Below are 14912 nucleotides of genomic sequence, written 5' to 3'. Positions count from 1 at the left end.
TTACGCCAACTCACCCGCCCCGCCACGAGCCCGCACGAACCCATGGCCCGCATGGTGGAGGCCCTAATGCGCTGGATTAGCTGGAAAGTCGCTCGCTATCAGCCAACTAAAATAGTAGGGTAGAGTAAGCCGGGGCAATAACATCAGCACAGAGTCAAAAACAACAAGTAAGTGGCTCTGTACAATCAGCTAAGGGCTAAACTGGAGCAGATTGAGGGCAAAAACATCCTATAAATCGTTTTAAAGCTATCAAACGGGGTTGTATTGGTTCATCAGCTGGCTAAAAATAAACAAGATGTGGCTAAAAAATGACTTAAGATGGGTAAAAAAGCTACTTAACTGGGTAAAAAGCCTTGGCTATGTTGCTTGTTTCCTATGAAGCTGTTTACAAAGTCGGCCTTTTTAAGAGTCTGTCATCCTGAGCGCAGCGAAGGACCTTATCATGGCGGCACAATGGCGGCTCAGACGTGGTAAGGTCCTTCGCTGCGCTCAGGATGACAAACTTTTCGACTTTCTAAACAGCCTCTATGCCGCGCCCCGGCGCTGCAACCCCCGGCGCCGGCCCGTATCTTTACCCGCTCCGCCGTTCTTCCAAGCTTCCGCATGACTCTCCGCCAACCCTTCCGCACCGCCGCCGTCTGGCTGATACTACTCACGCATTCACTCATTCACACATTCACCGCCCAGGCCCAGGCGCCCAAAACGTGGTCGTCCTCGGAGATTCTGCTGGGGCTCAAGAAACTCAACGTGCTGGGCTCGGCCCTCTACATTGCGGCCCACCCCGACGACGAGAACACCCGCCTGATTGCCTACCTGGCCAACGGCCGCCTCGTGGAAACCGGCTACCTGAGCTGCACCCGCGGCGACGGGGGCCAGAACCTCATTGGCCCCGAGCTGCGCGAGGGCCTGGGCGTGATCCGGACCCAGGAGCTGCTGGCGGCCCGCCGCATCGACGGGGGCCGGCAGTTCTTCACCCGGGCCAACGACTTCGGCTTCTCGAAAACGGCCGCCGAAACCTTCACCATCTGGGACAAGGAGCAGGTGCTCTCGGATATGGTCTGGGTGATCCGGCAGCGCCGGCCCGACGTGCTGATTACCCGCTTCCCGCCCGACGCCCGCGCCGGCCACGGCCACCACACGGCTTCGGCCATGCTGGCCATCGAGGCCTTTTCCGCCGCCGCCGACCCCAAGCGATTCCCCGAGCAGCTAAGTGCTTATACAAAGCCTTGGCAGGCTAGGCGCCTGCTCTGGAACACCGGCAGCTTCTTCGTGAAGTCCGGCGAGGACATGAGCCAGTACTTCCAGCTCGATGCGGGCGGCTACAATGCCCTGCTGGGCCGCAGCTACGGCGAAATTGCCGCCGAGAGCCGCTCCAGCCACAAAAGCCAGGGTTTCGGCAGCAGCGCCCAGCGTGGCGAGGCCCCGGAGTATTTCCAGCTCCTGAAAGGCGAGCCCGCCAAAACCGACCTGTTCGACGGCGTGGACCTGACCTGGAACCGCGTACCCGGCGGCGCGGCCGTGGGCAAGCTAGTGGATGAGGTGATTCGGAACTACGACGCGGCGAATCCAGCGGCGAGCGTGGCGGGGCTGCTAAAGGTGCGGGAAAAGATGGTCGAAGTAATTAAGCCGGACAACCCAATGGTTGGTGTTTTAACTCAGAAAGTATCAGAGGTTAATGAGCTAATACTGGCCTGTGCGGGTATTTATGCAGAAGCAATAGCAACGGAAGCTACAATTGCCAGCGGGCAGGATATCGTAACGAAAATCAATTATGAAATATTGAATCGCTCTGGTTTGCCTTTTAAGGCTTGGAATATAACAGTTGATCCGCTCGCGAATAAATGGAGTGCAAACGTTCCTTCTCCTATCCAAAACTTGTTTGTGAAAGAGCGGCCTTATCGTGACTCCACAGCTACTCAATTAGCACCTGGTAAATCGGTAAAAGGCTCATTGAATCTAGGAGCTTTCAGGGACGCTACAATCTCACAGCCATACTGGCTTCGGGAACCTGGTACGACAGGTATGTACAAAGTGCAGGAGATACACGATATTCTCAATGCGGAGAATAAGCCGGTGGCCACATTGAATTTCAGGGTGGCGTTAGGTAAGGAGCACTGGATTCTTATGAGCGTCCCTGTGCAATACAAGCACACCGACCCCGTACAGGGCGAAATCTATGAGCCGCTGACGGTGGTGCCGCCGGTGATGGTGAACATCGGCGGGCAGGCTTTTGTGTTTGCCGACACCCAACCCAAAACGGTGCCCGTGACGCTGCGGGCCGGCAAGGCGGGCGTGAAGGGCAGCGTGGCCCTCACGCTGCCCGCCGGCTGGGTTGCCGAGCCGGCCAGCCTACCGTTCGACCTCGCCGCCAAAGACGCCGAACAGACCGTGCAGTTCCAAGTACGGCCCGGTGCGGGCGCTAAAGAGGGCAAAGCCGAGCTACGGGCCGTGGCCACCGTGGACGGTCAGGCGTACTCACGCGGCTACCAGACCATTGCCTACAACCACATCCCGACCCAAACGCTGTTCCCCGAAGCCACCGCCCCGCTCGTGAAGCTCGACCTCAAGCGCAAGGGCCAGCAAATCGGCTACCTGATGGGGGCCGGCGACGAGGTGCCCGAGGCCCTGCGCCAGATCGGCTACACCGTCACGCTGCTCAAGCCCGAGGACCTCACCGAAACCAGCCTGCGCCGCTTCGACGCCGTGGTGCTCGGCATCCGGGCCTACAACACCGTCGACCAGCTCAAAACCCGCCAGCCGGCCCTGCTCAAGTACGTCGAAAACGGGGGCAACCTGGTGGTGCAGTACGTGGTGAACCGCGGCACGGTGCTGCCCGAAATCGGTCCCTACCCGCTCACCCTCAGCCGCGACCGGGTGACGGTGGAAGACGCGCCCGTGACCTTGCTCAACCCCAAACAGCCCCTGCTCAACTCTCCCAACCGTATTACGCCCCAGGATTTCACCGGCTGGGTGCAGGAGCAGGGCCTCTACTACCCCGAGAAGTGGGACCCCCGCTACCAGACCGTCATCAGCAGCCACGACCCCGACGAGCCCGCCCGCGAAGGCGCCATCCTGGTCGCCGATTACGGCAAGGGCCACTACATCTACACCGGCCTCTCGCTGTTCCGCGAGCTGCCCGCCGGCGTACCGGGTGCCTACCGGATTTTGACCAATATGGTGTCGTTGGGGAAGTAACTTGCATCCTTTAGATAGAACGTTATGCTGAGCTTGCCGAAGCATCTCGCGTGCTGCTGTTGTATTGTTATTCTGACGTCAGCACGCGAGATGCTTCGGCAAGCTCAGCATGACGTTCTACTTTTGCTCTGATTGCTTTCTGCCTTTCACATATGCTGCCTGATAACCTCATTCCCGAAACCGACAAACCGCCGCTGCTGCCTTCGTGGCGGGCCTGGTACTGGCTGGTGCTGGGGGCGCTGGGCGCCGAAATTGGGTTGTTTGTGTACCTGACCCGGCTGTTTGCATGAGCGGGCTCGACTGGCTGATTCTGGGCGGCACGCTGCTGTTTATCGTGGGCTTCGGCACTTGGCGCACCCGCCGCGCCGGCGACTCGCTCGACGGTTACCTGCTGGGCGGGCGGCAGGCCTCTTGGTGGGCGGTGGGCCTGAGCATTATGGCCACCCAGGCCTCGGCCATCACCTTTCTGAGCACCCCCGGCCAAGCCTACGACGATGGGATGCGCTTCATTCAGTTCTACCTGGGCCTGCCGGTGGCCATGGTGCTGATTGCCGTGTTTGCGGTGCCCATCTACCACCGCCTCCAGGTTTTTACGGCCTACGAGTACCTAGAAGGCCGATTTGACCGGCGCACCCGCACCTTCGCGGCCCTGCTGTTTCTGGTGCAGCGGGGCCTCAGCAACGGCCTCTCGCTCTACGCCCCAGCGCTGGTGCTATCGGCCATTCTGGGCTGGGATATTCAGCTCACCGTCTGGCTGATTGGCGGGCTGATGATTGCCTACACCGTGAGCGGGGGCACCCGGGCGGTGGCCGTGACCCAGCAGGGGCAGGTGGCCGTCATCTTCACGGGGATGGTGGTGGCCGGCTACCTGCTGGTGCACTACCTGCCGGCCGAAGTGGGCTTTACGGATGCCATGCGCGTGGCCGGCCACGAGGGCAAGCTCAACCTCATCGACTTCCACTTCGACCCTTCCGACCGGTATAACTTCTGGTCGGGCCTGACGGGCGGGCTGTTTCTGGCCCTGTCCTACTTCGGCACCGACCAGAGCCAGGTGCAGCGCTACCTGGCCGGCCGCGACATCACCGAGAGCCGGCTGGGGCTGCTCATGAACGGGCTGCTCAAGATTCCGATGCAGTTCGGGATTCTGCTGCTGGGCGTGCTGCTGTTCGTGTTCTACCAGTTCAACCCGGCTCCGCTCACCTTCAACCGGCCGGTGTACATGCAGGTGGCCCACTCCGAGCAGTACGGCCCCCAGCTGCGGGCCCTGGAGCGCACCCACGCCACCCTGTTCAAGGCCCGGGCCCGGGCCACCGGCGAGCTGGTGGCGGCCCTCAAAACCGACGACGAGCAGGCCATTGCCACCGCCAAAACCCACCTGCAGGCCACCCAGGCCGCCAACCTGGGCCTGCGCCAGCAAGCCCAGACGCTGCTCAAACAGGCCGTGCCCGCCGCCGAAGCAAAGGACACCGACTATATCTTCCTGACCTTTGTGCTCCACTACCTGCCCCACGGCCTGGTGGGCCTGCTGATTGCGGTGGTGCTGAGCGCGGCCATGGGCTCGGCCGCCGCCGGCCTCAACGCCCTGTCTTCCACCACCGTTGTAGACCTGTACAAGCCGCGCCGGCCGGGCCGCTCCGAAACGCACTACGTGGCGGCCTCGCGCTGGGCGGCCGTGGGCTGGGGCGTGCTGGGCATTGGGTTTGCCACCTTCGCCGCCCGCCTCGAAAACCTGATTCAGGCCGTCAATATCCTGGGTTCCCTGTTCTACGGCACCATCCTGGGCATTTTCGTGGTGGCCTTCTTCCTCAAATCGGTGGGGGGGCGCACGGTGTTCTGGGCGGCCGTGGCGGCGCAAATCGTGGTGCTGACCCTGTTCTTCGCTACCGATATCGGCTACCTCTGGTTCAACATCATCGGCTGCGCCGTGGTAGTGGCGGGCAGCGTTTCGGAGAAGGCGGTTAGGTCGTAGGGGCTGGCTGTTAGCTGTTGGCTTACCGAACAGACTACCCTGCCTGACGAATCAGGTCGGGTTGTTTCGTACCCGTTATGCTTGCTGTCTGCCGCTACAAATGGTGGGCCGCCCTGCGGCCGTGCAGGAATTCGTTGGGAACGTAACTGGGGTATAAACAAACCGCCCCGCCTGATAATTCAGGCGGGGCGGTTTGTTGATTTGAACGTCAAGCTAACGGTGAATGGCCATCAGCTAAAAGACTACTTGGCTTTCTTGGCCTGGGCAATCAGCTCATCGTTCATCTTCACGTATTCCATGTTCTTGGCGTCGGTGGCGAGCTTTTTGGACTGCTCGGCGGCCGTGATGGCCCCTTTGTAGTCCTTCATTTTCAGGCGGATTTTGGCCTCCGTGAGCACGTTCCAGAACTTGGGATTCTGGGCGTTGGCCTGCTCCATCCAGGTCAGGGCCTGCTTGAGGTCCTTGTCGTTGTCGAGGTAATAGACGGCGGCGGCGGCTAGGTCGCCGCTGCTGGGGCTGGCATTTTTCACCACTTTCTCGTCAATCTGGGCCATTACTTTGGTTTCCACGTCGGTCAGGACCTTGAACCTGGCGCCGGTCTGGTCCCACTGCATATCCACGTGGGCGGTGGCGGGGGTGAGGTCGGTGAAGTCGATGGTGAAGGTTTCGACTTTGGCGGGCAGCTTGTAGGGCTTCACCTTGAAGCTGGCCACGTTATCGGCGGCCTGGTAGCCTTCCACGTTGGCGCCGAGCTTGGTGTTTTTGCTCAGTACCACCTCCCACTCGGTTTTGCCGGGCACGGTGTAAATGGCATACTCACCGGCTGCCACCTTCTGGCCTTCCACGGTCACGTCGTCGGAGAATTTGATGAGGGTGGAGCCGTTGGCCCCCGTGCGCCAGCGCTGGCCGAAGGGCACGACGGCTTTGCTGGTCGCGTCGCCGAAACCGAGGCGGGTGCGCAGGCTGGGGCGGGAGTAGGTTACTGTTACGTCGGTGAGGCCCACGCGCTGCTGCACGCTGGCTTTGGGGCTGGGCTGGGGCGTGCTGATCTGGGCCTGGGCCGCGGCGCTCAGCAGCAGGCCGCTCACGAGCAGGGTGGCGCCCAGGGCGCGGGAAGAAGCCGTAAGGCAGGTGGAAATAAGCGTCATCGAAGAGGTGGGGTAAGTGAAACGGGAAAGGCGTTGCGGGGTAAAAATAGGCAAACCAAACCCAACGGTGGGTTCCGGTGGCCACCGGCCCAACCCGGCAGCGGCGGCGCAGGTTTGCGAGGCCGGCAAACGGGGGCGGGTTGGGGCGCAGTCGGCTGCCCGGCTCCTTACTGCCGTTGCTGCGGAATCCGGTGGTGCTCCAGCAGGGCGGCCAGGTCGGCGGGCGTGGCCGGGGGCCGGAGGCGGCGCAGGTCGAGGTAGTAGCAGGCCGTTTCGGAGGGGTAGAGCAGGAGCCAGTCGGGGCCCGCCCACACGGCCCGCCGGATGCGTTTCCACGGCCCCGAAAACTGCCCCAGCGCGTTCCGCCCGATGATTTCGGTGGCAGTGAGCGTGAAATCAGTGGGCTGCTGCACGGCCGTCTGGCGGGCGTAGCCGCGGCGCAGCTGGTAGCGGGCCAGGGCGAAGCGAAACAGACCGTAGAGGACGGCCACGGCCAGAAACACCAGGGTGGAAATGGTCTGCGGGCGGCCGAACTCCCACACTTCCAGGCCCACGCTCACGCCCAGCAGCAGCCCGGCGGCGGCCAGCAGCCAGTGGTTGAAGCGGGTGCGGGGCCGGGCCTGCCAGAGCCGGAAGTTCACGGCCACGTAGTCGTCGGCCGACATGTGCACGGCGGGCAGGTGGTAGGAGCGGGACTTCATCAGGCAACGAAGGTAGGGGCCGGGCCGCTGACTTCGTATTTGTCCAGCAGGGCCAGCACCTCCGCGGTAGTATGCGGAGGCGGCACCCGGCGCAGATCCAGGTAGTAGCAGAAATCGGGGCCGGGGTAGAGCAGCAGCCAGTCGTTTACTTGTTCTACACTGGTCAGCTCCGACCAGGGCAGCCGTTGCCAGCCCTGGGGCCACTGCACGGCCAGGCCCGCTGCCGACACCCGAAACCCCAGCGGCTGCGGCTGCCGCTGATATTCCCGGAAGGCCCGCCGGTACTCTCGCCCTTGGTAGAGCAGACCTAGCGCCGTGAATACCGTCGTCATCAGCATATAACCAATGCCACCAGCCGGTTTAAACCAGATGCAGTAAACAACAGCCACCCCCGGCAAAGCCAGCCACAGTCGGGCCTTGCGTTTCCACGGGTCGGAGGCAGCCGGTTTCGGCGGATTCGTGCGCTGCGGGTACCGCTGCCGCTCCTGGGTCTGGTGAATCAGCTGGTACTCCCGGAACGTGGGCGGGGTGGCCGATATAAGAATAGCTGATGACGAAACGGTCATGATAGTTGGCTACAATACCGTCTCAAATTACGCATAATGACTACAAAAAAAGGGCGAAGCCATAGCCTCGCCCTTGCTTCTCCAATCAAAACGACCGGGCTAGCTCAGCTCAAACTGCAGGCGCAGGAGGTTGGCGTAGAGGCCGCCTTCCCGCTCGCTCAGCTCGTCGTGGGAGCCTTCTTCGACGATGCGGCCACCGTCGATGACCAGAATCTTGTCCACTTTGCGGATGGTGCTCAGGCGGTGGGCGATGATGATGCTGGTGCGGTTCTGCATCAGTTCGTCCATGGCCCCCTGCACCAGCTTCTCACTTTCCGAATCGAGGGCCGAGGTGGCTTCATCGAGGAGCAGGATGGCGGGGTTTTTCAGGATGGCGCGGGCAATGGCAATGCGCTGGCGCTGCCCGCCCGAGAGCTTGATGCCCCGCTCGCCCACCAGCGTATCCAGCCCCTCGGGGAAGGAGCTGATAAACTGCCAGGCGTTGGCTTTGCGGGCCGCCTGCTTAATTTCCTCGTCGGTGGCGTCGGTTTTGCCGTAGGCAATGTTCTCCCGGATGGAGCCGCCGAACAGGATGGTTTCCTGGGGCACGATGCCGATGTGGCGGCGCAGCTCCGTGAGGTCGTACGACTGGATGGGGCGGCCGTCGATGGTAATCTGGCCGCCGCCGAGCTCGTAGAACTGCATCAGCAGCTGCACGATGGTGCTTTTGCCGGCGCCCGAGGGGCCTACCAGCGCAATTTTCTCGCCGGCCCGGATGGAGAACGTAATGTCCTGGAGCACCGTCAGGTCGGGGCGGGTGGGGTACTGGAAGGCCACGTGTTCATAGGCAATGTTGCCCCGCAGCTGCACCGGCTGCGCGCCCGGCTGGTGGGTGGGCTCGGTGGGCTCGTCCAGGATTTCCAGAATCCGCTCGGAGGCACCCAGCGTGCTTTGCACCTTGCCGTACAGCTCGCCCAAGCCCGCTACGGAGGCCCCGATGAACATGGTGTACAGGGCAAACTGCGTCAGGTCGCCGATGGTCATCTGGCCGGCCTGCACCAGCGTGGCGGCCCGCCACAGCACCAGCACAATGCCCCCGAACAGGCCGATAATGACGAACGACACGAAGCCGCCGCGGTAGAGGTTGCTTTTCAGGGCCGCCCGCACGGTGTTGGTGAGCGAAGTGGTGTAGCGCTGGGTTTCAAACTGCTCGTTGGTGAAGGCCTTCACCGTGTTGATGCCCTGCAGGGTTTCCTCCACGATGACGTTGGTTTTGGCCAGCTCGTCCTGGGTGGTTTTGGCCAGGGCCCGGATCTTCTTGCCGAACACCATGGCCAGCACCACAATCGGCGGGAACGTGAGCAGCATAAACAACGACAGCTTCACCGACACTATCATGATAAACACGATGCCCGCCAGCAGGGTCGTCACCTGGCGGAACAGCTCGGCCAGGGTCAGGGAAAACGAATCCTGGATGATGCCCACGTCGGAGGTGATGCGCGAGGTGATGGCACCCACCCGGTTTTTCTCGAAGTAGGGAATGGGCAGCGTCACGAACTTGCGGTAGAGCGCCTGCCGGATGTCGCGCACGGTAAACTCGCTTACCTGCGTGAAAAACCAGATGCGCCCGAACGAAAACAGACCCTGCAGCAGAATCAGCGCCCCAAAGCCCAGGGCAATCTGGTTGATGGAAACGGCCGTGCCGTTGGGCAGCACCACCGGGTTGCCGCTGGCGGCGTCGGCCAGCTTGCCAATCAGCCACGGAAAGGCCATGGTGCTGGCGCTGGAGAGCGTGAGCAGCACCGTGCCCACGGTAAATTTGGCGCGGTAGGGCAGCGTGAAACGGAAAATCCGCAGCCCCTGCCGGAAGCTTTCCTTGGTTAATTTTTTCTTGGGCACGTCCGGGTCAAGGGTCGCGCCGCTGGTATTCATTCCGCTTCTGGCTGCCATTTTGTTGGTTAGGAGCTAGGAGCCAGGAGCCAGAAGGGAGGAATCAGAAAGCAGAATTCCACGGGAATTTCCTGCCTTCTGACTCCTGGCGGCTCCTGGCTTCGGGCTCCTTTATTCAAATTTTACGTTGCCCTGCTCCACCTGCAGCCCTTCGGAGTTGCCGAAGGGGATGGGCAGCCGCACCTGGATGGGCACGGGCTGGCCCTTGCGGGTGGCGGGTTTCCAGGCCGGCATCTGGCCCAGCACCCGCAGCGCCTCCGAGTCGCACTCGGGGCTCAGGGGCTGCACCACCGAGGGGTTGGTCAGGTGGCCGTCGGCTTCCACCGTGAAGGTCATCACCACGTGGCCGCTGATTTGCTTGACGCTGGCCGCTTCCGGATACTTGAGGTTCTGCTGAAAAAAGTGGTTGAGACCCTGGGCGCCGCCCGGAAACTGGGGCGGCACGTCGGGGCGGTTGGGGGCGGGGCGGGCCTGGGCCTGCATCCGGCCCGCCCGGAGCTCCACCGGGGCTTTGGGCGGGGTCGGCTGCTGGGCCCGGCCCTCCGCAAGCCCCAAAGTTACGAGCAGGAACAGGAAGAACAGATGTTTCATCGTGGAGGTCTTGGACGGTTGGGCGCTTAGGGGCTTGGCTGACGCTCGGGAGAGGGGAATATGGACGAAGATGATACCATTCCGTTATCTCACCTCTCAGTTCCAAGCAAAGAACAACGCCTACGCCACGGGGTTCAATTCCAGGTTACGGGGGCGCGAAATAGCCAGCAGGCCCAGGAAGGTAAGCAGACCGTTGAGAATCAGAATCTCGAACCCGAACTTGTAGCCCCACCAGGCCTCGGAGTTAGCGTTGATAAACCAGGTGAGCAGGGGCGCGAGCAGGCACAGGGGCAGCACCAGCTTGTCGTGCAGGCCGCGGCTGGTGAAAATGCCAAATGAGTACAGTCCCAGCAGCGGGCCGTAGGTGTAGCCGGCGGCCTTAAAGACGGAAGTAATCACGCTTTGGTCGTTGATGGCCCGGAAAACCAGGATGATCAGGACAAGCACGATGCTGAAGCCGAAGTGCGTGGCCTGGCGCAGCTGCTTCTGCCGCTGCTCCTCATACTGCTTGATGTCGAGCATGTCCACGCAAAACGAGGTGGTCAGGGCCGTCAGGGCCGAATCGGCGGAGGCGTAGGTGACGGCGATGATGCCCAGGATGAATACGATGCCCGCAAACAGGCTGAAGTGGTGGGTGGCCAGCAGCGGAAACACGTTGTCGCCGATAACGGCCCCGGTTTCGGGGTTGACGGGCAGGCTGATGCCCTTGGCGGCGGCAAACTGGTAGAGCAGCACGCCCAGCGAAAGGAAGAACACGTTCACGAGCACAATGGCGATGGTAAACCAGAACATGTTCTTCTGCGCGTCCTGGAGGTTGCGGCAGCTCAGGTTCTTCTGCATCAGGTCCTGGTCGAGGCCGGTCATCACAATCGTGATAAAGGCCCCGGAGGCGAACTGCTTCCAGAAGAACTTATCGTCCTTGGGGTCGGTGAAGTAGATCTGCGACATGGAGCTTTCCTTCACCGTTTTCACCAGCCCGGCGAATCCCAGGTTCAGCTCCTGGGCCATGAGGTAGATGCTCACGGCCACGCACACGAGCATGGCCAGGGTCTGGAAAGTATCGGTCCAGAGGATGGTTTTGAGGCCCCCGCGGAAGGTGTAGAGGTAAATCAGGAAGATGCTGACCGTGACCGTGACGGCAAAGGGTACGCCCAGCCCATCAAAAACGGCAAACTGGAGCACGCCCGCCACCAGAAACAGCCGGAAGGCAGCCCCCACGGCCCGGGAAATGAGGAAGAAGAAGGCCCCCGTCTTGTAGCTCCAGAACCCGAAGCGCTGCTCCAGGTAGGTATAAATGCTCACCAGCCGCAGGCGGTAGTAGAGGGGCATGAGCACGGTGCCAATCACGAGGTAGCCCACCGTATAGCCCAGCACCACGGCCATGTAGCTCCAGCCCTGCCCGGCCACCATGCCCGGAATGGAAATGAACGTGACGCCCGACAGGGAAGTCCCAATCATGGCGAAGGCTACCATGTACCAGGGCGCGTTGCGGTTGGCAATGAAGAACGACTCGCTCGTGGCCTTCCGCGACGTGAGGTAGGCAATGATCATCAGGACCACGAAGTAGCCCGCAATCAGGCTCAGGACAAGGGTGGGGGACATTTTGGTTGAGCTGTTAGCTGGTAGCTGTTAGCTGATGTTTTGACCAGCAGGGCTTACCCGATGACCACTTACTAACAGCAACATGAAGGCGCAAGCTACGAGCATCCGCTCTAACCCGGAAGCCCGAACGACGCTAACAGCTAATAGCTGTCAGCAAATAGCTCACTTAAACCCATTCCTGCCAGGGCAGCACCTCGCCCACGGCCGGCACGTGCAGGTCGGGGCGGAGCATGCCGCCGGCCGCTATTTCCTCAATGAGGCGCAGGGGCTCGGCCGCGGGCTCATCGCTCAAATCGAAGGTGCCGTAGTGCATGGGCACGAAGTGGCCGGCCCGGAGCTGGTTGGCGGCCTTGGCCGCCTCGTGGGGGTTCACGTGGCTCATCTGCATCATGAAAGCCGGCTTGTAGGCCCCGATGGGCATGAGCACCGTGTCGAGGGGGCCGAACTGGCGCTCAATTTCCTCGAAGTGGCCCGCCAGGCTCGTGTCGCCGGCAAAGTAGATGGTGCGGCCATCGGACAGGCGCAGCAGGAAGGAGCCCCAGAGCACCCGGTTCAGATCAAACAGGCCGCGGCGGTGCCAGTGGGAGGCGGGCAGAAAAAACAGCTCGAACGGCGCGTTTTCGCCCAGCTCAAACTGCTGCCACCAGCCGGCCTCCTGCACCGGCAGCCGGGGCGCCAGCCCCTTGAGCAGGCCCGCCAGCCCCAACGGCCCGCAGGCCCGCAGGCCCGGATTCTGGCGGGCCAGCTGCCGGATCGAGGCGTCGTCGAGGTGGTCGCGGTGGCCGTGGCTGAGCAGCAGAAAGTCAATATTGGTCAGGTCTTCGGGGCGGCAGGGCAGGGCGTGGCGGCGGCGCAGCCCCAGGGAGGAGAACAGCAGCGGATCGAAGAGCAGCGTGGTTGCCTCAATGCGTAGCAGAAACGTGGCGTGGCCCAGCCACACGAGGCCGTCGTTCTGGCCCCGCAGGAATTCGGTGCAGTCCACCACTTCCGGCGTCCAGGTATCGGCCTTTTTCTCTTCCTTCTGGGGGTTGGTGCTCAGCTGCCACTTGAGCAAGGTGCCGAGCCGGGGCTCGTAGAGGTCTGCGCCGTTGCAGTATTGCCGGCCCACCATTTTGTTGCCGGGGTAGTCGGGCTTGATGGTGGGCAGTTGCGGATTGCGGACGTAGTGGGGAGCGGGCATACGAAAAGTTGAAACGCCGCTTCAACTGCACAGAATCAGGCCGCGGCGGCGCAAAAAAATAGCGGGTAGAACCCCGTCATCCTGAGCAAACAATGGGATGACCGGCAAATGAGGTTAGTAGCTCCACAGGCCCGGCCCGCCGTAGTAGCCGCCGGGGTAGGGAGTGGCCCCGTTGCTGACGCGCACGCCGCCCGAAACTGAAAAATTCTCCGTGATGTGGTAATCGGCCCGCAGGTTCACGCCCTGGCCCAGGTTGCCGCCGAAGCCGGCGTAGGGATTCACGCCGGGCAGCCCTTTCGGGGTGAAATCCTTCCAGGCCGAGCCGGTGAGCAGCAGCCGCGGTGAGAGGGCGTACTGCCCGCCGCCCTGGAGCAGGTAGTGGTGGGTGCCCGGCTGGTTGAAGCGGCTATTTTCAGTAAGCGGCGCGTAGGCCGCGCCCGGGGTGGTGCGCAGGTAAGTGAGGCCCCCGAACAGGGAGAAACGCTGTGTCAGGGGCAGCGTAACGGTGGGGCTCAGGTAGGTGCTGGAACCGTAGCGGCCCGCAAACGAGGCCCCGGCCTGGAGGCTGTAGGAGGGCCGCAGGCCCGGGCGCGGCGCCAGCGGCTCCACATGCTGGGCGCGCAGGGCGGGGGCCAGCAGCAGCAGACTGGCGGTGGGCAGCAGGGCGAGGCGTAGGGGCATAGGGCGGGTAAGTAAAGGGAAGATGGGCAACGAAGATACAAACGCCGGCGCAGCGCCGGTAGTGCCGCCACCTACCGTAACCGGATTCTGCCCGTTGGGTTGCCCGGCCGCCGAACGGGAGCCGAACAGGCGCGTATACGGGCCGGGCTCCTTTGCCTGCCTTACTCGCCTGCTTTACTCTACCGCCTTATGCAGACCCCCGTTCTCAACCAGTCCCGCGGCACGCGTCTGCTCGGTCAGAAAGTGCTGGTGCTGGTGCTGGCCGGCGGTGCCGGCTCCCGGATGGGAGTCCTGACCCGCCACCGCGCCAAGCCGGTGTTGCCCTTCGCGGGCACCTACCGCCTGATCGATTTCGCCCTGTCCAACTGCGTCAATTCGGGCCTGACCGATGTGTGGGTGTTGGAATCCTACGAGCTGCATACGCTCAACGACCACCTCGGGGGCGGCCGGCCCTGGGACCTGGACCGCACCTACGGCGGGTTGCGGGTGCTGCCGCCCACCACCGGCCCCGAGGGCGGGGGCTTCGCCGGGGGCAACGCCGATGCCCTCTACCGGCAGCTGCCCCTGATCCGGGAGTTTGCGCCGGATGTGCTGCTGGTACTTTCCGCCGACCACCTGTACACCCTCGATTTCGGGGCCGTGCTGGCCGAGCACCTGCGCCGCCGCGCCCACCTGACCATGGTCACCACCCCGGTGCCGCCCTCGGATACGGCCTCGCGTTTCGGCAACGTGCGCCTGACCCGGGCCGGGCGGGTGCAGCGCTTCGCTTACAAGCCCGAGCGACCCTTATCGGATAGCATCACCACCGAAATTTTCCTCTACGACATGGCCACCCTCGACCGTACGCTCACGGAACTGGCCGCTCAGCACGCCAACCTCAAGGACTTCGGCGACTACCTGCTGCCCGCCCTGGTGAAAGCGGGGCGCACCAACGCCTATCCGCTGGAAAGCTACTGGCGCGACGTGGGCATTCCGCAGGCGTACTGGCAGGCCCACATGGACGTGCTCGACGGCGGCGGCGTAACCCTCGACGCGCCCGACTGGCCGCTTTATACCCTGGCCTTGCCGCGGCTGCCGGCCCGGCTCGAGGCGGGCAGCGCGGTATCCGACAGCCTGCTGGCCCCCGGCTGCCGGGTGGCGGGCACCGTCCGCCGCAGCGTGCTGGGCCCGGGCGTCACCGTAGAGGCCGGAGCCGAGCTGGAAGAGTGCATTCTGCTGGGCCATACGCACGTGGCCGCCGGCGTGCACCTGCGTCGGGTGGTGGTAGATGCCGGCTATCAGCTGGCGGAGAACTATCGGTGGTGGGGTGAGCAAGTGAAAGTGCTGGGCGACCCCGCCGGGGAGTAAGCC

Annotated in this window: 12 protein-coding genes; 4 read left to right on the top strand and 8 right to left on the bottom strand. The window is 62.9% G+C overall.

Going from position 1 to position 14912, the window contains the following annotated elements; translation table 11 throughout:
* The first annotated feature begins 603 nt into the window (after nucleotides 1-603).
* From KLP40_RS14310 to KLP40_RS14300, 3 genes are all read left to right on the top strand, one after another.
* Nucleotides 604-3195 carry a PIG-L family deacetylase gene (locus tag KLP40_RS14310; protein ID WP_215594510.1) on the top strand — a complete coding sequence of 864 codons (2592 nt, stop codon included), beginning with the start codon at nucleotides 604-606 and terminating at the stop codon, nucleotides 3193-3195.
* Nucleotides 3196-3347: 152 nt separating this feature from the next.
* Nucleotides 3348-3485 carry a hypothetical protein gene (locus tag KLP40_RS14305; RefSeq protein WP_215594509.1) on the top strand — a complete coding sequence of 46 codons (138 nt, stop codon included), beginning with the start codon at nucleotides 3348-3350 and terminating at the stop codon, nucleotides 3483-3485.
* Nucleotides 3482-5164: a sodium:solute symporter gene (locus KLP40_RS14300; protein ID WP_215594508.1), complete on the top strand. Its 1683-nt coding sequence runs from the start codon at nucleotides 3482-3484 to the stop codon at nucleotides 5162-5164. Before KLP40_RS14305 ends, KLP40_RS14300 begins: the two co-directional genes overlap by 4 nt.
* Before the next feature lie 242 nt (nucleotides 5165-5406).
* Here the strand turns inward: KLP40_RS14300 and KLP40_RS14295 are convergent, their stop codons facing one another.
* The 8 genes from KLP40_RS14295 to KLP40_RS14260 form a co-directional block, all read right to left on the bottom strand.
* Nucleotides 5407-6312 (bottom strand): DUF2911 domain-containing protein, encoded by a 906-nt coding sequence (locus tag KLP40_RS14295; protein WP_215594507.1) that lies wholly within the window; start codon nucleotides 6310-6312, stop codon nucleotides 5407-5409.
* A gap of 167 nt (nucleotides 6313-6479) precedes the next feature.
* Complete coding sequence (locus KLP40_RS14290; protein WP_215594506.1) at nucleotides 6480-7013, bottom strand: hypothetical protein; 534 nt, start codon at nucleotides 7011-7013, stop codon at nucleotides 6480-6482.
* Nucleotides 7013-7579 (bottom strand): hypothetical protein, encoded by a 567-nt coding sequence (locus KLP40_RS14285; RefSeq protein WP_215594505.1) that lies wholly within the window; start codon nucleotides 7577-7579, stop codon nucleotides 7013-7015. Before KLP40_RS14285 ends, KLP40_RS14290 begins: the two co-directional genes overlap by 1 nt.
* A gap of 99 nt (nucleotides 7580-7678) precedes the next feature.
* Complete coding sequence (locus KLP40_RS14280; protein WP_246558870.1) at nucleotides 7679-9508, bottom strand: ABC transporter ATP-binding protein; 1830 nt, start codon at nucleotides 9506-9508, stop codon at nucleotides 7679-7681.
* A 111-nt stretch (nucleotides 9509-9619) separates the two neighbouring features.
* Entirely contained in the window at nucleotides 9620-10099 is a 480-nt protein-coding gene (locus KLP40_RS14275) for an energy transducer TonB (protein WP_215594504.1), read from the bottom strand.
* A 120-nt stretch (nucleotides 10100-10219) separates the two neighbouring features.
* Nucleotides 10220-11701, bottom strand: coding sequence for a sodium:solute symporter (locus tag KLP40_RS14270; RefSeq protein ID WP_215594503.1), 1482 nt, complete (start codon nucleotides 11699-11701; stop codon nucleotides 10220-10222).
* A 166-nt stretch (nucleotides 11702-11867) separates the two neighbouring features.
* On the bottom strand, nucleotides 11868-12881 hold the full coding sequence (locus KLP40_RS14265) for an MBL fold metallo-hydrolase (protein ID WP_215594502.1): 1014 nt from the start codon (nucleotides 12879-12881) through the stop codon (nucleotides 11868-11870).
* A gap of 114 nt (nucleotides 12882-12995) precedes the next feature.
* Nucleotides 12996-13562: a hypothetical protein gene (locus KLP40_RS14260; protein WP_215594501.1), complete on the bottom strand. Its 567-nt coding sequence runs from the start codon at nucleotides 13560-13562 to the stop codon at nucleotides 12996-12998.
* 189 nt (nucleotides 13563-13751) lie between these two features.
* Between KLP40_RS14260 and KLP40_RS14255 the strand changes: the two genes are divergently transcribed.
* Entirely contained in the window at nucleotides 13752-14909 is a 1158-nt protein-coding gene (locus KLP40_RS14255) for a glucose-1-phosphate adenylyltransferase family protein (protein WP_215594500.1), read from the top strand.
* Nucleotides 14910-14912: the final 3 nt, after the last annotated feature.

Origin of the sequence: Hymenobacter piscis (assembly GCF_018760735.1) — a bacterium.
GTDB lineage: Bacteria > Bacteroidota > Bacteroidia > Cytophagales > Hymenobacteraceae > Hymenobacter > Hymenobacter piscis.
Note: the sequence above shows the minus strand (reverse complement) of the source record. Positions and strands in the feature narration are given on the sequence as shown.